Origin of the sequence: Nocardioides sediminis, from assembly GCF_003047295.1 — a bacterium.
Classification (GTDB): Bacteria; Actinomycetota; Actinomycetes; order Propionibacteriales; family Nocardioidaceae; genus Nocardioides; species Nocardioides sediminis.
Genome location: NZ_PZYZ01000008.1, coordinates 133,927 through 152,267, shown reverse-complemented (window position 1 = coordinate 152,267; position 18,341 = coordinate 133,927). Strand labels below are relative to the sequence as shown.

At 74.4% G+C, this 18,341-nt stretch carries 15 protein-coding genes; 8 read left to right on the top strand and 7 right to left on the bottom strand.

From position 1 onward, the window contains the following. Positions 1 to 15: 15 nt before the first annotated feature. On the top strand, positions 16 to 618 hold the full coding sequence (locus tag DAI17_RS17960; protein WP_107774592.1) for an SIMPL domain-containing protein: 603 nt from the start codon (positions 16 to 18) through the stop codon (positions 616 to 618). On the opposite strand, the gene DAI17_RS17955 is transcribed toward DAI17_RS17960, so the two are convergent. The 4 genes from DAI17_RS17955 to DAI17_RS17935 form a co-directional block, all read right to left on the bottom strand. Continuing rightward, entirely contained in the window at positions 599 to 1,789 is a 1,191-nt protein-coding gene (locus tag DAI17_RS17955; protein ID WP_159081623.1) for an ABC transporter permease, read from the bottom strand. The two genes, DAI17_RS17960 and DAI17_RS17955, sit on opposite strands and share 20 nt — an antisense overlap. Beyond that, complete coding sequence (locus DAI17_RS17950) at positions 1,786 to 2,673, bottom strand: ABC transporter ATP-binding protein (protein WP_107774591.1); 888 nt, start codon at positions 2,671 to 2,673, stop codon at positions 1,786 to 1,788. The genes DAI17_RS17955 and DAI17_RS17950 overlap by 4 nt, the downstream gene beginning before the upstream one ends. 114 nt (positions 2,674 to 2,787) lie before the next feature. Beyond that, entirely contained in the window at positions 2,788 to 4,707 is a 1,920-nt protein-coding gene (locus DAI17_RS17945) for an FAD-dependent oxidoreductase (protein ID WP_234412581.1), read from the bottom strand. Next, positions 4,707 to 5,180, bottom strand: a complete 474-nt coding sequence (locus tag DAI17_RS17935; protein ID WP_107774590.1) for a YbaK/EbsC family protein — start codon at positions 5,178 to 5,180, stop codon at positions 4,707 to 4,709. Before DAI17_RS17935 ends, DAI17_RS17945 begins: the two co-directional genes overlap by 1 nt. 57 nt (positions 5,181 to 5,237) lie before the next feature. Between DAI17_RS17935 and DAI17_RS17930 the strand changes: the two genes are divergently transcribed. From DAI17_RS17930 to DAI17_RS17900, 7 genes are all read left to right on the top strand, one after another. Next, the gene (locus tag DAI17_RS17930; protein WP_159081622.1) at positions 5,238 to 5,693 is read left to right on the top strand and encodes a hypothetical protein; all 456 of its coding nucleotides are present in this window, start codon (positions 5,238 to 5,240) and stop codon (positions 5,691 to 5,693) included. Positions 5,694 to 5,870: 177 nt separating this feature from the next. Beyond that, positions 5,871 to 6,221, top strand: coding sequence for a DUF6504 family protein (locus DAI17_RS17925; protein ID WP_107774588.1), 351 nt, complete (start codon positions 5,871 to 5,873; stop codon positions 6,219 to 6,221). A gap of 10 nt (positions 6,222 to 6,231) precedes the next feature. Continuing rightward, entirely contained in the window at positions 6,232 to 6,702 is a 471-nt protein-coding gene (locus tag DAI17_RS17920) for an SAV_6107 family HEPN domain-containing protein (RefSeq protein ID WP_107774682.1), read from the top strand. Then, positions 6,692 to 10,468, top strand: a complete 3,777-nt coding sequence (locus DAI17_RS17915) for a DNA polymerase III subunit alpha (protein ID WP_107774587.1) — start codon at positions 6,692 to 6,694, stop codon at positions 10,466 to 10,468. Before DAI17_RS17920 ends, DAI17_RS17915 begins: the two co-directional genes overlap by 11 nt. A 49-nt stretch (positions 10,469 to 10,517) precedes the next feature. Beyond that, the gene (locus DAI17_RS17910) at positions 10,518 to 11,285 is read left to right on the top strand and encodes a methyltransferase domain-containing protein (protein WP_107774586.1); all 768 of its coding nucleotides are present in this window, start codon (positions 10,518 to 10,520) and stop codon (positions 11,283 to 11,285) included. A 15-nt stretch (positions 11,286 to 11,300) separates the two neighbouring features. Further along, positions 11,301 to 12,500 carry a DNA polymerase IV gene (gene dinB / locus DAI17_RS17905; RefSeq protein ID WP_234412580.1) on the top strand — a complete coding sequence of 400 codons (1,200 nt, stop codon included), beginning with the start codon at positions 11,301 to 11,303 and terminating at the stop codon, positions 12,498 to 12,500. 106 nt (positions 12,501 to 12,606) lie between these two features. Then, positions 12,607 to 13,053 (top strand): DUF3040 domain-containing protein, encoded by a 447-nt coding sequence (locus tag DAI17_RS17900; protein WP_107774680.1) that lies wholly within the window; start codon positions 12,607 to 12,609, stop codon positions 13,051 to 13,053. 278 nt (positions 13,054 to 13,331) lie between these two features. Here the strand turns inward: DAI17_RS17900 and DAI17_RS17895 are convergent, their stop codons facing one another. Genes DAI17_RS17895 through DAI17_RS17885 form a run of 3 tightly spaced genes read right to left on the bottom strand, consistent with a single transcriptional unit; the run spans position 13,332 to position 17,915 of the window. Then, the gene (locus DAI17_RS17895; RefSeq protein WP_159081621.1) at positions 13,332 to 15,680 is read right to left on the bottom strand and encodes a transglutaminase family protein; all 2,349 of its coding nucleotides are present in this window, start codon (positions 15,678 to 15,680) and stop codon (positions 13,332 to 13,334) included. After that, a complete protein-coding gene (locus DAI17_RS17890; RefSeq protein WP_107774584.1) occupies positions 15,677 to 16,933 on the bottom strand; it encodes a DUF58 domain-containing protein in 1,257 nt (418 codons plus the stop codon). The genes DAI17_RS17895 and DAI17_RS17890 overlap by 4 nt, the downstream gene beginning before the upstream one ends. Next, on the bottom strand, positions 16,926 to 17,915 hold the full coding sequence (locus tag DAI17_RS17885) for an AAA family ATPase (RefSeq protein WP_407669750.1): 990 nt from the start codon (positions 17,913 to 17,915) through the stop codon (positions 16,926 to 16,928). Before DAI17_RS17885 ends, DAI17_RS17890 begins: the two co-directional genes overlap by 8 nt. Between the last annotated feature and the right edge of the window lie 426 nt (positions 17,916 to 18,341).

The following is an 18,341-nucleotide window of genomic DNA, read 5'->3' as shown; positions in this document are numbered from 1 at the left end:
GCTATCTTTCCTCCCATGAGCGACCCCCGCACGGTCACCGTCACCGGCCACGGCACCGGCACCGTCGTCCCCGACTCCGCGGCGGTCCGGGTGGCCGTCGTGCACCGTGCCGGGGGCGTGGCCGATGCGCTCGCGGGCGTCTCGGCCGCCGCGGAGCAGGTGGTCGGGATCGCCCGCGACTGCGACCTGGTGGCCGGGTCGACCGGCATCAACGTGTGGCCCTGGCACGACCACCAGGGCAAGGCCAGCGGCTTCGAGGCCCGGCACTCGCTGGCCGTCCGATGCGACAGCGTCGAGGAGGCCGGGTCGCTGCTGTCCGCGTTGGCCGAGGGGGTGGGGGACGCCCTCGTCCTGGAGGGCGTGTCCCTCGACGTGCGCGACCCGTCGGACGCCCGGACCGCGGCGACCGAGGCGGCGTACGACGACGCCCGGGCGCACGCGGCCCACCTCGCCGCACTGGCCGGCGCGACCCTGGGCGAGGTGCTGGCCCTGGCGGACACGGCCACCGCGGGGGGACCCGCGCCGGTCGCACTCGCCGCGTCCGGGCGCGGCGCCGCGCTGGAGCCGGGGGAGACGGTGGTGCACTCCTCGGTGACGGTCACCTGGACCCTGGCCTGACCTCCCGCCACGCGTCCCGGAGGGTCAGGCTCGCGCCCGTGTGGAGGATGGCTCGGGTGTAGATGCGTCCGCCGAGCACGACGAGGCCTGCGATCGAGGCGAGGGTGAGGACGACGGCGATCGCCAGGTCCCACCAGGTCGCCGCGCCCATCGCCACCCGGAACGGCATGGCCAGGGGCGCGGTGACCGGGATCCACGACACCAGCCGCGCCCACGTCGTGTCGATGCTGCCGAAGGTGGCGAAGGCGGCCATGAAGCCCAGCACCAGGACGATGGTCACCGGACCGGCGACGCTCGATGCGTCCTCGGTCCGGGTCGCGAGGGCGCCGAGGGCGCCGTAGACGGTGGCATACAGGGCGTAGCCGAGCACGAACCACACGACGGCCCAGGCGACCACGGCAGGGCGGACGGCGGGGATGTCCACGGAGTCGACCAGCGCGCCGGCGGCGAGCGCGACGAGCCCGAGGGCGACGACCTGCGCGAGCCCGAGCAGCCCGATTCCCACGATCTTGCCGGCCAGGAGACTGCGAGCGGGCATCCGCGCCAGGAGCACCTCGACCGTGCGGCTGGACTTCTCCTCGACCACGCCGCTCAGGACCATCGCCCCGAACGTGCTGATCGCCCCGAAGAGCACCAGGGTCATGACGAAGGCGGCGTTCTCGTCGCCGGGACTGCGTCCGGCCGCCTGGCCGAGCTCCACGTTGCTGACGGGCGGCGGCGCCAGCACCGTCAGGATCCGGTCGGGATCGATGCCGGCCTCGGCGGCCCGCTCGCGGACGGTGACGAGCTGTATCGCCCCGGTGACCAGCGCCTGGAGCTGCTCGTCGGCGCGCTTGGGCCACTCCAGCTCTCGCGCATCGACGACCAGGACGTCGGCGTCGCCGTCACGGACCGCGGCCTCGCCGTCGGCCGGCGTGTCGTAGCGGTGGACCCTGATCGTGGTGCCGACGGCCTCCCCCTGAGCGCGGAGCGCAGGGACCAGCCCGGCCGGCGCCGCACCGGTCAGGCCGACGTCCCTGGGCGCCGGGCCGGTGTCGAGCAGGGCGGGCAGGACGATGGCGCCCGCCGTCCCGACGAGCATCAGCAGGACCGAGAACAGGAAGACGCGCGAGCGACCGCGCTCCCGCAGCTCGCGGACGGCGACCAGCCAGGCCTGGCCCGGGCCGGTCACGCCGCGACCGCCGATCGGAACAGCTCGGACAGCGTGGGCGGTTGGTAGACGAACGAGACCAGGTCGGCGCGGCGCCGTACCGCGTCGATCAGCGCGCCGAGGTCGACATCCTGGTCGACGCGCAGCAGGGCCTCGCCGTCGGTCTCCTCGGTGACCTCCACCGAGCGCAGGCCGGACCAGTCCGGCGCGGCGCCCAGGTAGCGGACGCGGACGAACCGCTGCGTCGCCCGGGCGCGCAGGTCGGCGAGGTCGCCGGCACGGACCACCCGTCCGGCGTGGATGATGACGACGTCCTCGCAGATGTCCTCCACCAGGTCGAGCTGGTGGCTGGAGAACAGCACCGTGGCACCCCCGGCGGCCAGCTCCTCGAGCAGGTCGGACATGGCGGCGATGGCCAGCGGGTCCAGCCCGGCGAGCGGCTCGTCGAGCACCAGCAGGTCGGGGGCGTCGACCAGCGCAGCGATCAGCTGCACGCGCTGCTGGTTGCCGTGCGAGAGCGTGTCCAGCCGGTCCTGGGCCCGGTCTGCCAGGCCGAGCCGGTCCAGCCAGCCGTCGACGCTGCGCACGACCGTCGCGGTCGTCCCGCCGCAGAGTCGACCCAGGTGGACGAGCTGGTCCCGGACCCGCATCCTCGGATAGAGCCCGCGCTCCTCGGGCATGTAGCCGAACCGGGCGCGGACCTCCGGTCCGATCGGCGCTCCCTTCCACAGCACCGACCCGCTGTCGAGCTCGACGAGACCGAACACCGCGCGCATCGCGGTGGTCTTGCCGGCACCGTTCGGCCCGACGAAGCCGGTGAGCCGCCCCGGGCGGGCGGTGAAGGTGCAGGCGTCGAGGGCGGTCAGCGGTCCGAACCGCTTCGTCGCGCTGTCGAACTCGAGCATCTGCGCTCTCCCAGCCTCACCAGGACTGCCGTCCCAGCCCACCTTGGCGGGCGCGGGCCAGGGGCTCCAGAGCCGAACGACACGCAGCCGCCGGCCGACGGGCCCCGCCCACGGTCAGCCGGGACCGATCGCCTGGGCGACCAACGCGGCCGAGAGCCCCACGAACGGGAGCCCGGCACCGGGCGTCGCGTGCGCCCCGGCGGCGTACACCCCCGGGACGGGCGTCGCCGGCCCCAGCCGCCGGCGCACCGTGGCGCGGCCCTGCCACAGCACGCCGAGGGGCGAGCCGCCCCACTCCTCGACGAGGTCCCGCGGTGACCGGTCGACGCGTACGACGACCCGGTCGCGGACGTCGACCCGGTGCCGCGCCAGCGCGCGGAGGACGTCCTCGGCCAGCCGTCCGCGACCGTGGACGGTCCATGCGGCTCCGCCCTCCGGGGCCTGGCCGCCCGTGCGCACGACGAGCATCGGGTCACCGTGCAGCACCACCTCGTGCGGGAGGTCCGGCAGGGCGTGCGCGTCGGAGAGCCCCAGGTGGCACACCACCGGTGGGATGGCCGGCGTGGTGCGCTCGACGTGGCGGGCCAGGGCGGAGAGGCGTCGCGGATCCACCGCGCAGACGACCAGGTCGGCGTCGAGCGCCCCCGCGGAGGTGTCCACCGCGACCACCCGGCCCTCGCGGAGCACCAGGTCGCGCGCCGTCGTCCCGGTGAGCACGGTGACGCCGCGGGTGCCCAGCCGGTCGGCGAGCACCCGGCCCACTGTGGCGAGGCCGCCGGGCACCGTCCAGGCGCCGAACCGCTGCTCCACGTAGGCGAGCACGCCCATCCACGACGGCACGTCGCGCAGGTCGTGGCCGTCGGCCACGAACGGGTGCCCGGCGACCAGGCGCAACCGCTGGTCCCGGAAGGTCCGGCGCAGCCGCTTGTGCATCATCTCGCGGCCGGTGAGCAGGTCGTCGAGGGCCCGGGGGGCCAGGGCGGGATCCCACGGCCGCTCGAGGTAGTCGCGGCGCAGCAGGTCCCAGGTGTCGGAGTACGACGCGACGTGGGTGACCCACTGCTCGCCCAGGCCGGGGGCCAGGTCCTCGAAGGCCGCGAGCTGCGCCGCGCGCGAGCCGCCGGGCAGCCGCAGCACGGACCCGTCCTCGAAGCGGTGCTCGCGGACGAGGTCGCGGGCGACGAGGTCGACGTCACCGGGCTCGCGCTCCAGCGGACGCCCGGTCTTGCGGAACAGGTCGCGCACGACGGCGGGCAGGAGCGTCGTGGTCGGACCCGCGTCCCAGGAGAAGCCGTCCGCCGAGACCGTCGACAGGGCACCCCCGAGCGTCGGGGACCGCTCGACGAGCGTCACCTCGTGGCCGAGCTTGGCCAGCCTGGCCGCCGACGCGAGTCCCCCGAAGCCCCCGCCGACCACCACGACCCGTGACATGGCGAGCACTCTAGGTCGCGGTCGGGGACGGCTCGCGCGCCGCTTCCACCTCCGCCAGCCCCGCCGCACGAGGCGGGCGAGGACCAGGAGCATGACGAGTCCTCCCGCCAGCAGCAGCGCGGCGACCACGGCCGCCGCCTGCGGGTGCTCGACGGCGAGCCACACGACGCCGAGGACGGTGACGTCCTCGGTCACGCTGGCGACGGTGTTGGAGACCGGCTCGGGGGAGCCGTTGATGGCGAGGCGCCCGCCTGCCTTGACCAGGTGCGAGAGCAGGGCGGTGCCGCCGCCGACGACCCCGAGGACCGCCTGGTCGAGGGAGGAGGCGTCGCCGGCCAGCAGGACGCCGATCACGGCACCGACGGTCGGCCGGATGGCGGTGGAGATCGCGTCCCACGTGGAGTCGACGTAGGGGACCTTGTCGGCGACGAACTCGATGGCGAACATCAGGCCGGCCGCCGCCAGCACGTCCCAGCGGCCGAGGACGTCGGGGATGCCCTCCACGTCGTTCACCCGGTCGGTGATGCCGAGCACCAGCACGACCAGGTAGGCGTTGACGCCGCTGGCCCAGCCACCGGTGAACGCGAGGGAGAGGGACTCCATCAGGCGACCTCGATCTCGGTGGCCCCGGTCATCTCGACGAGCTCGTCGAAGGTCGTGGAGAAGACCGCGGCGGGATGGCCCGCGGCGGCCCAGACCACGTCGTACGCACGCAGGTCGGTGTCGATCCAGGTGGCGATGGGGGCGGGGTGGTCGAAGGGGGAGACACCGCCGATCACCTGCCCGGTGTGCCGCCGGACGAAGTCGGCGCCGGCGCGGTCCAGGGACGGTACGCCGATCGCGGCCGCCGTCCGGGCGGTGTCGACCCGGTGCGCGCCGGACGTGAGGACCAGGACCGGCACGCCGGCGGCGTCGAAGAGCAGGCTGTTGGCGATCGCGCCGACCTCGCAGCCCAGCGCCTGCGCCGCGAGTGCGGCGGTGTGGACGGCATCGGGCAGGATGACCACGTCGCCGGTGCCACCGCGCCGGGTCAGCTCGTCTCGAAATCCGATGACCGACGGATGCTCGCTCGCCATGCCGGGAGCCTAGTCACCGTCGGCCTCCTGAGGGGAAAAGCCTTGATGCGTCGCCAGGTGCCCACCTCCGTCCGCAACGCCCTGCTCGTGCTCGTCGCCATCGTGGGGGTCAGCGCCCTGACCGCGCTGCTCACGTGGGTGCAGCAGGACGAGGTGATCCTCTCGTGGGCCCGCGGCAACTCCTCGGCCCAGGAGCTCCTGGCATCCGGGGGGCTCGACGAGCTGCGGGCGGCGGCGATCGTGCCCAAGTTCGTGCCGCTGGCGGTGGTCTCGTTCGTGGTCTTCCTGCTGCTGGCCGTGGTGCTCGCGGCGTTCCTGGTCGACGGGCACGGCTGGTCCCGCATGGGACTGACGGCGATGGCGTTCTTCGGCCTCCTCGTCTCCGCGCTCGGCCTGCTCAACCACCTGCCGACGCTGTTCGTGGTGCTGTCGGTGGTCTCGATGCTGCTCAACGTCGCCCTGGTGTTCTTCCTCTGGCGCCGCGACACCAGCGCCTACCTCCGCGCCGTCTGAGGTTCCTCCGCCTGCCTCCTCCACATCTCCGCGCCGCCTCTTGACCCACTGTCGGTGGGGGCGTGTACCTTTGGTCTTGTTCGAACACGTGTTCGGACCTGGCCCCGGTGGCGGTGACCTCGACCCCCATCGCCTCCGGGGCCGGCGGCGGGGTCGACGAGCGGTGAGGAGGCACGCATGAGGCTGTACGACGACCCCGTCGAGGTGCGACGGGGAGAGACCGAGGGGCCCGACCAGTTCCTCTGGCACGGACGACTGTGGAAGGTCCGCTCGGTGCTGGCCCACTGGGTGGAGACCGCCCCGTGGTGGCAGTCCGCCGGGGCCCGGGCCGTGATCGGCTCCGACGCGGGTGCCGGGCCGACGCTGGCGGACGCCGGTCCGGCGACCGACCTGCTCGTCGAGCGCGAGCTGTGGCGGGTCGAGGCCGGCCGCGGCTCCGGCGCGACCGGCGCCGAGCGCGCGGGCGTGTTCGACCTGTCCTTCTCCTGGGCCGACGGCAGCTGGCAGCTCGTCGGCTGCGCGGACTGAGGTGGGTGCGATGACCACGACCTGGACCCGGACCGGTCCCCAGACCCTCAACCCCCACCTCCTGCCGGCGACCACCCACGCCTACCTCGCCCGCGCGGCCGAGTCGCTGCAGGAGTCGATCGCGGCCCGGGACGTGCCGAGCCGCTACGCCTGCGCCCACGTGGCCGCCCTGCGTGCGACCGCGGCCCTGCTGGCCGCCCGCGCGCACCCGGCCCCCCGCGCCCGTCGCCAGAAGAACGCATGGGTCCTGCTGGCCGAGGTCGCCCCCGAGCTCGAGGAGTGGGCCCGGTTCTTCGCCGCGGGCGCGAGCAAGCGGGCCGCGGCCGAGGCCGGCTCGACCCGTGCGGTGACCGAGCGGGAGGCCGACGACCTGGTGCGGGACGCCGACCGGTTCCTCGCCGTGGTCGAGCAGTCGCTGGGGCTCGTGCCGCACGCGCCCGCGGTCGCGAGCCACGTGTCCGGGCAGAGCGGTGTCGCCTGACCCCTTCGTCCATCTCCACGTGGCCTCCGGCTACTCCCTGCAGTACGGCGCGTCCCACCCGCACGTCCTCGTCGAGCGCGCCGTGGAGCACGAGATGGACGCGCTCGCCCTCACCGACCGCGACGGCACCTACGGTGCGGTGAAGTTCGTCCAGGCCTGCCAGCAGGCCGGGATCCGGCCGGTGCTCGGCGTCGACCTGGCGGTCGCTCCCGCCGGCGCTGTGGGGACCGCCGGTCGCGGTGTCCCGGCGCGCACCCCGGTGCGCGGCGGGGCCCACCGCGACCTGCCGGCCCACCGGGGCGGCCTGCCGCGGGTGACGTTCCTGGCCAGCGGCCGGGCCGGCTGGGCGGCGATCTGCCGGATGGTCTCCGAGACCCACCTCTCCGGCGAGCGCGGCCGGCCCGTGGCCACGATCGAGGTCCTGGCCCCGCACCTGGGCGGCGGCGACGTCGTGGTGCTGCTCGGCCCCGGCTCGGAGGTCGGCGTCGCCGCGACCCGCCGCCGCGACGACCTCGCGCTGGCGGCGCTGGCGCCGTGGCGCGAGGTGGTGCCCCGCGACAACCTCGTCGTCGAGCTCGTCTCCCACCGGCTCCCCGGTGGCGGGAGCGGCGCAGGTGGCTGGGGTCCGGGCACGTCCCCACACGCCGCCCGGATGGTCGGCGTCGCCCGTCGCGCGGGGCTGGCCACCGTCCTGACCAACGCGGTGCGGTACGCCGACCGGCTCGACGCCCCCACCGTCGACGTCCTCGACGCGGCGAGGCGCCTTGTCGCCCTCGACCGCCGCCACGTCGACCGAGCCAACGCCGAGGGCTTCCTCAAGTCCGGCAAGCAGATGCAGGAGGTCGCCGAGGAGGTGTGCCGGATGGCCGGGCTCGCCCACGACACCGGCACCGAGGCGCGTCGGCTGCTCGCGCGCACCCGGGCGGTGGCCGACCGGTGCGCGCTCGACCCGCGCGCCGACCTCGGGCTGGGCGAGGTGCACTTCCCGGACCTCGGCACGTCGGCGGAGTCGGCGCACGCCATGCTGCGGTCCCGCTGCGAGGCCGCCGTCGGGTGGCGCTACGGCCAGGCTCCCCGCCAGCGCATCTGGAAGCGCCTCGACGACGAGCTCGAGCTCATCCGCGGGCTCGGCTACGCCTCCTACTTCCTCACCGTCGCCGACATCACAGACCTCATCGGCGAGATGGGCGTGCGCCGGGCCGCGCGCGGGTCGGGCGCCGGCAGCCTGGTCAACTACCTCCTCGGCGTCTCCGGGGTCGACCCGATCCGGCACGGGCTGCTGATGGAGCGGTTCCTCTCCCCGCTGCGGGCCTCGCTGCCCGACATCGACATCGACGTGGAGTCCGCCCGTCGGCTCGAGGTCTACGAGGCGATCCTGCAGCGCTACGGCGGCGAGCGCTGCGTGTGCGTGTCGATGATGGACACCTACCGTGTCCGGCACGCCGTCCGCGACGTCGGCGCGGCCCTCGGCATGCCGCCCGGCGAGGTCGACGCGATCGCCAAGGCGTTCCCGCACATCCGGGCGCGCGACGCCCGCACGGCGTTGCGCGAGCTGCCCGAGCTGCGGGCCAGCGGCCTGGCTGGCGAGCGCCTCGACCTGATGTTCCGGCTGGTCGAGCGGCTCGACGGGTTGCCGCGGCACGTCGCCGTCCACCCGTGCGGGGTGCTCCTCTCCGACGACACCCTGCTCTCCCGCACGCCGGTGGAGGCGTCGTACGCCGGGTTCCCGATGAGCCAGTTCGACAAGGACGACGTGGAGGCGCTCGGGCTGCTCAAGCTCGACGTGCTCGGCATCCGCATGCAGTCGGCGATGGCGCACGCGGTCGCGGAGATCTCGCGCGTCGACGGGGTCGAGATCGACCTCGACGACGAGGTCCAGGTGCCCTTCGACGACGGCACGACCTTCTCGATGATCAGCTCGGCGCGCACCCTGGGCGTCTTCCAGATCGAGTCGCCGGGCCAGCGCGAGCTGGTGGGCAAGTCGGGCATCGAGTCGTTCGGCGACATCATCACCGACATCTCGCTCTTCCGGCCCGGGCCGGTCAAGAGCGACATGATCACTCCCTACCTCGAGGCCAAGCAGGGCTGGAAGACCGTGCACTACATCCACGACGACCTGCGCCCGATCCTCGAGCAGACCCAGGGCGTCGTGGTCTTCCACGAGCAGGTCATCGAGATCATCGCGCTCCTCGCCGGGGTCTCCTACGCCGAGGCCGACGAGAAGCGCCGCGCGCTCGGTGACGTCGAGGGGATGGCCGAGACCAAGGTCTGGTTCTTCCCCCGCGCGCTCGCCCGCGGCTACGACCTCCCGCTGGTGTCCCGCCTGTGGGACGTCGTCGCGGCGTTCGCCTCGTTCGGCTTCTGCAAGGCGCACGCGGCGGCATTCGCGCTGCCCACCTACCAGTCGGCGTGGCTCAAGGCCCACTGGCCGGCGCACTTCCTGGCCGGTGTGCTGACCCACGACCCGGGGATGTACCCCAAGCGGTTGATCCTCGACGACGCCCGCCAGTTCGGGGTCGTCGTGCGCGGCCTCGACGTCAACGCCTCCGAGGCGCCCTACGTCGTCGAGCACGTCGAGGGCGACACCTACGCGATCCGGCTCGCGCTCGCCGAGGTCAAGGGCGTCAGCGAGGCCGAGGTGTCCCGGATCGTCTCCGCCCGGGGCGGCACCGGGGCCGGGTGCACGACGCCCTACGTCTCGCTCAGCGACTTCCACGCCCGGGCCCGGGTCTCCCGTCCGGTGCTCGAGCGGCTCGTGCTGGCCGGCGCCTTCGACGAGCTCTACCGGATCACCGCGGGGGACCACGAGGTCCGGCCGCGGGGGCGGCTGACGCGGCGCGACCTGCTGCTCCAGGTCGCCGAGCTCGACCGGCACGCCCGGATGCTCGACCGCACGTCCCGCGGCCGCGGCCTGGCGGCGCGCCGGGTCTCCGCCCCGGTGCGGCCCGAGCAGACCGTGCTGGACGCGGCCCGGCGCACCAGCTCCGACCCGGCCGTGCGGGCGGCCGCCCAGTCCGAGGCGGCACGACCCGTCCGCGCGGCCGAGTCGGTCCAGCTGACGCTCCGGCTCGGTGACGAGCCGGGTGCGGCCGAGCCCGTCACCGGCCTGCCCGAGATGACCACCGACGAGCGGATGCGCGCCGAGCTGGAGATCCTGGGCCTCGACGTCAGCCAGCACGCGATCGCGCCGTACGCCGACTTCCTCGACGCCCTCGGCACCACCCGCAGCCGCGACCTGCTGCGCCGGCGCAGCCGCGCCGAGCTGCTCGTCGCCGGCGTCAAGGTCGCCACCCAGACCCCGCCGATCCGGTCGGGGCGTCGGGTCGTCTTCCTCACCCTCGACGACGGCACCGGCCCGGTGGACGCCACGTTCTTCGAGGACGTCCAGGGGCCCTACGCCGCCACCGTCTTCCACTCGTGGCTACTCGTGGTCCGCGGTGAGCTGCGACGCACCGGGCGGCGTGGGGTCTCCCTGCGGGCCACCGGCGCCTGGGCCCTGCCCGACCTGCACGCGCTGTGGCAGCGCGAGCGCCGCCGGGACGCCGCCCTCGCGGCGGTCCGTGCCGAGATCGACCGGGTCCCCGTGGGCTGGCGCGACCCCGACGACCCCGAGCCCAGGCGGGTCCTGGTCCACTCCAGCGGCTTCCGGATGTCGCCCTACGCCGACGTCCGGCCGGCCGGTGGGGACGGGCGTCGGACGCCCGGAGGCCTGACCGCGGAGGTCGCCCGCACGCTGTGGCACCGCAGTCCCGGGAGCCCGGGATGACGCCGGACGTGCCGCTGGTCGTGCCGGCGACCCCACTAGGGTTGCCCCCATGTCAGCCAGCGAGCGCCGTCAGTCCGTCCGCACCGGTGTGGTGTGGTCAGCGGTCCGCGAGGTGCTGGAGGCCTCCCTCACCGACACCGACACCGAGGCCGACCGCGCACCCCGGTCCCGGATCGTCGACATCGGTGGCGGCACCGGCGGGTTCGCCGTCCCCCTGGCCGAGCTGGGGCACCACGTCCGGGTCATCGACCCCAGCCCTGACGCCCTGGCCGCCCTGGACCGACGGGCCCGGGAGAGCGGCGTCGCGGATCGCGTCACCGGTCAGCAGGGCGACCTCGGTGACCTCCCCGGCCTCGTCGAGGCCGACAGCGTCGACCTGGTCCTGTGCCACGGCGTGCTCGAGGTCGTCGACGACCCCGCCGCCGCGCTGGCGGCCATCGCCGGGGTGCTGCGCCCGGGCGGGCACCTCAGCCTGCTGGTCGCCCAGCGCCACGCAGCCGTGGTCGCGCGGGCGATGGCCGGCCACTTCCAGGCCGCCCGCGACCTCCTCGACACGGGGGCTTCCGGTGCCTCCGGCCAGCACGGTCGCGCCGGGCACCGCTTCACCCTCGAGGAGCTCGAGCCGCTGCTCGACGGTGCCGGCCTCGAGACCACCTCGGTGCACGCCGTCCGTGTGTTCGCCGACCTCGTCCCCGGCTCCCTGCTCGACCTCGAGCCGGGTGCCACCGCCGCACTGGTCGCCCTCGAGCAGGCGGTGTCGACCCGGTCCGAGTACTTCCCGCTCGCCACGCAGCTCCACCTCCTCGCCCGCGCCTGATCCCGGGCGGTCGCCGTGACCGCCACACGGCCCGGATCGGACCCGTCCTGGCGGGCGCCGCTGCTGCACGTCGACATGGACGCGTTCTACGCCTCGGTGGCGACCCGCGACCGCCCCGACCTGGCCGACGTGCCGGTGATCGTCGGCGGCGGCAGCCGAGGGGTGGTGCTCTCGGCCAACTACCTCGCCCGGCAGTACGGCGTCCGCTCGGCGCTGCCGATGACCCGGGCGCGGCGGCTGTGCCCGGACGCCGTGGTGATCGCCCCCGACTTCGAGACCTTCGCCGCCGTGTCGTCCTCGGTGATGGAGAACTTCCGCCGGACCACCCCGCTGGTGGAGGTGGTCTCGCTCGACGAGGCGTTCCTCGACGTCCGCGGGTCGACGCGACGGCTCGGCTCGCCCGGTGACATCGCGGCGCTGCTGCGCGCCACCATCCACGACGAGCAGGGCATCACCTGCTCGGTGGGCGTGGCGGCGTCGGTGTCGGTGGCCAAGCTGGCGAGCCGACGCGCCAAGCCCGACGGCGTGGTGGTCGTGCCGCCCGAGCGCGTCACCTCCTTCCTGCACCCCCTCGACGTCGGCGAGCTGTGGGGCGTGGGCGACAAGACCCGCGAGATGCTCCACCGGCTCGGGCTCGTGACGGTCGGCGACGTCGCCCACACGCCGCTGCGGACCCTCCAGCGGGCGGTCGGCCACCACCTGGGCGGCCAGCTCCACGACCTGGCCTGGGGGACCGACCGCCGGACCCTCACCCCTCGGTCGGGACCCTTCGAGCCGGACCGCTCGATGGGGGCCGACGAGACCTTCGCCCGAGACACCGACGACCGGGAGGTGATCGTCCGGGAGCTGTTGCGCCTCTCCCACCGGGTGACCGGGCGGATGCGCACCGCCGGCGTGGCCGGCCGCACGGTGACGATCCGGGTCAGGTTCGCCGACTTCACCACGATCACCCGATCGCGCACCCTCCCGGAGGCCACCGACGTCACGGTCGAGGTCTACCGCGCCGCCACCCGTCTCTACGACGCGCTGGGCCTCCAGCGTGCGCGCCTGCGGCTGGTCGGGGTCCGGGTCGAGGGGTTGGTGCCGCGCGGCTCGGTCCACCGCCAGCTGGTGCTGGGGGAGCCCGAGCACGGGTGGTCCGAGGCCGACCGGGCGGTCGACCGGGCCACGCGGAGGTTCGGGAAGGCGGCCGTCCGGCCAGCGAGCCTGATGTGATCCCATCCCAAGGGGGTCAATTTCGGCGGGCGGCTACCCGGTTGCCCATGGCGTGCCTAGACTTGTCACACGGCTGGCACACCAGGTGTTGGTGGAGGAGGTCACGATGCCAGGGCTGTCTGAGGAAGAGCTGCGGATGCTCGAGCAGATGGAGCGCGCGCTGGTTGCGGAGGACCCCAAGCTGGCCTCCACGCTGCGTGGCACCGCGATGCAGCGAGCGGCCCGTCGCCGTGCGATCGCGTCCGGCGTCGTGTTCGTCGCCGGCATGGCCATGCTCACCGGCGGTGTGATCTTCCACCTGACCCCGCTGGGCATCGTCGGCTTCCTCGTGATGCTGGCCGCGGCGGCCGTCGCCGTGACCGCCCTGCGACACCCCGCCGCCTCCGGGCCGCACATGCGCGACACCCGCCACACCGGCTTCGGCGTGGTCGACGGCGGCAAGGCCGGCAAGTCGCAGCGCTTCCAGAGGGCCCGCCGCCCCAAGGCCTCCGGCTCCTTCATGGAGCGCATGGACGAGCGCTGGCGCCGCCGCCGCGACAACGGCCCCTTCTGACACAGGCCACCCGCCCGCCGGGCCGCCGTACCCTCGCGCGTCGTACACCGGCCCGGACGTCATACGTCGGTTGACGTGTAGCCCCCGCCTCGTACGACGCCGCCGCAGACGTCATGCGCCGGTCGACCTGGAGCGCCTACCTCGTCGGACGTCCCGCCGAAGCCGCCCCGGACGTCCGACACCGCGGTAGCCCCGACCGCCACCTCGTCGGACGTCACGCGCCTGGCGACCCAGAGGCCCTGTCCCGCGTGACGTCCGACCGCGTACGACGAACGGTCTCAGCCGACGAGCTCCCGCTCCTCGGCGGGCGCGCGAGCGACGACCTCGGTGGCGGGACGGTGCGGCGCGGGCCGCAGCGAACGCGGCCACCGGCGCGCCCGACGGGCGACCCGGGGCGACACCCCCGCGACGAGCGCGGCCTCGACGGCCGCGACGTCGGCCGCCCGGACGTGGGAGTCGCTGGGTGTCGACGTGCGCGCGTAGCGGGCCTGCTCCAGCTCGTGGACCAGGCGGTCGAGGGCGGAGGCGGCCTCGGGGGTGAGCTCCCGGCCCCGGCGGGGACGGTCGGAGCGCTCGGCCTCCGCGCCCGGGGCGCCGAACCGGTCGCCCAGCCAGCCGCCGATGGTGCGGGGCGAGCGGCCGCCCGGCCAACCGTGCCCGAGGTCGACGGCCAGGTCACGCAGCTCCTCCCACGCCTCCTCGACGCCACCGGCGAGCCGTCGCTCGCGACGCCGCCGCCGGACGACGCCGGGGACCACGAGGACCAGCACCGCCAGCAGGACCACGCCGAGGACCAGCGCCACCGGCCACCACGGGATCGGGAGACCCTCGTCGTCCTGGGCCGAGGTGGCCTCCGGCTGGGTCTCCTGACCGCGCTGCGGCAACGCCTCGGACGTCCGGGTCGCTCCGGGGGAGACCGACGGCTCCTCGATCTCCGCGAGCTCGCCGCGCGTGTAGGAAGGCACGTTCTCGGCGCGCTGGCCGGGGGTGGGCTCGAAGCGCACCCAACCGGACCCGGGGAAGAACAGCTCGGGCCAGGCGTGCAGGTCGTGGGAGGAGAACTCCCACGTGCCGGGGCCCGCCGGCCGCGGCTCCAGGAAGCCCACCGCCACCCGGGCCGGGATGCCGATGATGCGCGCCATGATCGCCATCGAGGCCGCGAACTGCTCGCAGTAGCCGACGCGCCCGGACTCGTCGAGGAAGCCGTCGAGGTCGCCGGCGTCGGAGTCCTCGATGGCGGTGTCGTCGTACCGGAAGCCACCGTCCTGGCGGAACCACTGCTGCAGCGCCCGCGCCTTGCGGAAGCGGGTGGCGGCGTCCCCGGTGACCGCGGCGGCGAGCGTCCGCACGTCGCTCGACACCGACGACGGCACCTCGAGGTAGGCCGAGCGCACGTCGGCGGCGCCGGAGACGGCCCGGTCCAGGTCGGTGGCGTCGAGCTCGAGCGAGACGCCGGTGAACTCGTAGACCTTCCCGGCCGTCGTCACGTCCTCGTCCGCGCTGATGAAGTCCATCGTCGAGGTGTCGTAGCGCCAGTCGCCCGCGGCCTGCATGTCCGCGACGTGGGCCGTGGTCGGCAGCCAGGTCGACTCGAAGTCCTGGGTGACCCGCACGCGGTAGGGCGCCTCGACGCGCGTCACTGCGGAGCCCACGCCGTCCAGCGGGGGCATCTCGCCACGGGAGACCTGGGTCTCGGGGATGTCGCGGTCACCCGGCGTCCACGTGTCGCCGTTGAAGCGGGTGAGGACGGAGAGCCGGAGGTACGTCGGCCGCTCGCGAGGGGTGCTCACGTAGACGAGCGGGATGTCCTGGCCTCGCGCCAGGTCGCGACGCAGGTCGACCATCGGGTCGGCGACCTGGATCTCCCGGGTGCCGGGGCCGGGGCCGTCGAGCAGGGCCAGGTCCAGCGTGGGGATGAGGATCGGCAGGGCCAGGGCCGTCGCGGTGGCGGTGGCGCCGATGGCGACGGCGGAGGTCCGGACCGCGCCGGTGCGCACCCCGAAGCCGGTGGGGTCGGCGTCCTCGTCGCCCGTCTCGCGGCCCCAGCGGGTGACCTGCTCCTCGTGGGCGATGAAGAGCATGCCCAGGAAGCCGGCCGTGATGAGCACGAAGGTCACCCACGAGGGACCCTGGCCGGTGACCGAGACCGGGACGGAGTAGGCCGTGAGCAGCACCAGCCCGGCGAGCGGCACGCGACGCAGGGTGCAGGCCAGCAGGTCCGTGGCCAGCAGCGTCAGCGCGCCGCCGACGAGCAGCAACGCGTGCACCGGTGGCACCGACGGTGGCACGGGCGCCTCGTACAGGCGTGCCGACTCGAGCCCGGCGCTGAAGGCGTCGCTGAAGGCGCCGATCGCAGCGCCGGTAGGCAGCACCGACCCGGTTACCACGAAGAGCAGCCACAGGGCCGAGACGACCACCTGGCCCAGCACGACCACCGGGAGCGGGACGCGGATCCAGCGGGCAGTCGCGCCGCCCACGGCGATGGCGGCCGCCAGGAGCAGGAGCGGCATCGTCACCGAGGCGGCGTCGGAGGTCAGGATCCGCCAGGAGAGCAGCGTCAGCCAGGTGGTCCCGGCGGTGAGGACCGCCAGCAGCATCGCGGGTCCGAGCCTCGCGTGGTGGCTCATGCGCCCACCCGCTCCCGCTTGCCGAGCCGACCGAGCTCGCGCCAGACCACCTCGAGGTGGTCCTGGGGGGTGAGGGTGACCGCTCGCCAACCCTGGGCCGCCAGGGCCGAGGCCGTGCTGCCGGTCGCCGACGGCGGCAGGTGAGGAGCCCACCGGTCGACGTCGAGCGCGATCGCGGCGGTCGTGCCCGCGTGGTGCTGCAGGCGCTTGAGGAACGGCGCGTCGCCGTCGGTGACGTGGCCCAGCACCGCCACGAGGAGCCCGCCCTGGCCGGCCTCGGCCAGCCAGCTGGTGTCCAGCCGGGGGGAGTGGTCGATCTGCACGACGGCCAGGGCCTCGAGGAGGGGAGCGGTGTTGACCGCCGCGCTGCGCTCGTGCCACGCGGTCCCGGGCTCCTCGCCCGCGGCAGTCACGAGGCGTACGGCGTACCCGCGCTGCGCGAGGTGCACCGCCACCGACGCGGCGGCGGAGACCGCCGCCTCGAGCGACGAGGCGACCCCCTGGCCACGGTGGGCGATGAGGCGGTTGTCCAGGAAGACCGTGGCGCGCGACTGCCAGGGCTGCTCCTCACGGCGGACCATCAGCTCGCCCACCCGGGCCGAGCTGCGCCAGTGCACCCGGCGCAGGTCGTCGCCGCGGCGGTACTCGCGCACGGTGACGTCCTCCGCGCTGCCGGTGGCGAACGAGCGGGGCCGGTTGTCGCCCGAGCCGGTCCAGGCCCCGCCGAGGGGGATGGCGGGCAGCGGCACGGTGCGCGGGGTGACGGTGAGCGACGCGGTGGTGTGGAAGGCCCGGCCGAGCTCGATCAGGCCGAAGGGGTCGGTGACCCGGACCGTCATCGGGCCGACGTCGAAGTGCCCGCGCACGTCCGAGCGCACGGCATAGCTCACGTGCCGGCGCCACCCGTGGCCGATGCCCTCCAGCACGAACCGCGGTCGGGGGCCCAGCACGTAGGGGAGGTGGTCCTCGAGCAGCAGGACCCCCGTGGGCGTGCGGGCCTCGTTGGTCAGGGTGAGCTGGACGCGGGCCGACTGGCCGGCGGCGACCAGCTGCGGGGAGACGGTGCGGACCAGGGCGAGGCGGTAGCGGGACCGCCCGATCCACAGCGCGGTGACCAGCGGGAGCGCGGTGACGAGCACGCCGACCCTGACCAGCGCCGTCTGTCCGACGATCATCGAGCAGACGACGGTGGTGACGCCCGCAGCCAGGAACGCCCGTCCGCGGACGGTCAGGCCGGCGAGGGCCTCACGCACGGCCCGGCTCGGGGACGGGGACGCCGGTGACGATGCCGTCCAGGATCGAGGCGCTGGACCGGCCGCCCATGGCCGCCTCGACGCTCGGCAGCAACCGGTGGGCCAGGACCGGCCGGGCGAGCCCGTGCACGTCGTCCGGCAGCACGTAGTCGCGCCCGTGCATCGCCGCGACGGCCTTGGCCGCTCGCACCAGGTGGAGGGTCGCGCGCGGCGAGGCGCCGAGGTGCAGGTCGGGAGAGGTGCGCGTCGCGGTGGCGAGCGCCACGGCGTACCGCTGCACCGGCGGCGCCACGTGCACCCGACCGACGATCTCGATGAGCTTGCGGATCTCACCGGCGTCGGTGACCGCCTCGAGGTCCTCGAGCGGGTTGTTCGTGGTGTGCGCGCCGAGCATGGCGAGCTCGGCGGCCTCGACCGGGTAGCCCACCGACACGCGGGCCATGAAGCGGTCACGCTGCGCCTCGGGGAGCGCGTAGGTGCCCTCCATCTCGATGGGGTTCTGCGTGGCGATCACCATGAACGGCTTCTCCAGCAGGTACGTCGAGTTGTCGACGGTGACCTGGCGCTCCTCCATGCACTCCAGCAGCGCCGACTGCGTCTTGGGCGAGGCGCGGTTGATCTCGTCGCCGACGACGATGTTGGCGAAGACACCGCCGGGCCGGAACTCGAACTCGCGGGTGTCCTGGTTGAACACCGAGACGCCGGTGACGTCCGAGGGCAGCAGGTCCGGGGTGAACTGGATGCGCCGCACGGTCGAGTCGATGCTGCGGGCCAGTGCCTTGCTCAGCTGGGTCTTGCCCACGCCCGGCACGTCCTCGATGAGCAGGTGCCCCTCGGCGAGCAGCACGACCAGTGCGGCGTTGACGACGTCGGGCTTGCCCTCGATGACGTGCTCGATGTTGGCCCGGACCCTGCCGACGACGCGCGCCAGCGTCTCGAGGTCTGCCCCACCGTCCGCCGCGTCCTGGATCGACGTGCTCACGTGCTGTCCCCACTCCCTGGCTGAGAAGGGGCCAGCACCACGCCGACCCCACGCTCCATCCCACCGTATGACGTGCGCGCAACATACCCGCGTCGCAGACGGGGGAGGGCGGTCCAGCCGTCCTTTCCCCACGATCCGCCCCACTTTCCTCCACCGCCAGCCCCCCGGACGCGGAGATTCCTCCCCACCGGCACTCCACCTGGCCGGCAGGACGCCCGTCCCGACGCGTGTCGCGGCCCGCTGACCTGCGGTTTCGCCGTCGTACGCCGCTCGGCCGATCTCGGTGGCCCGGTTCCGGTCGTGGGGTGCACCCCGGTGGGGAACTGGCCGAACTGGTGGGGGAAACACGCGTGGAATGGTTGACGGTGGAGCGATGTGGAGTAGAGTGGGGGAAAGTGGGGCACAGGGCCAGGGAAGTGGGAGGTG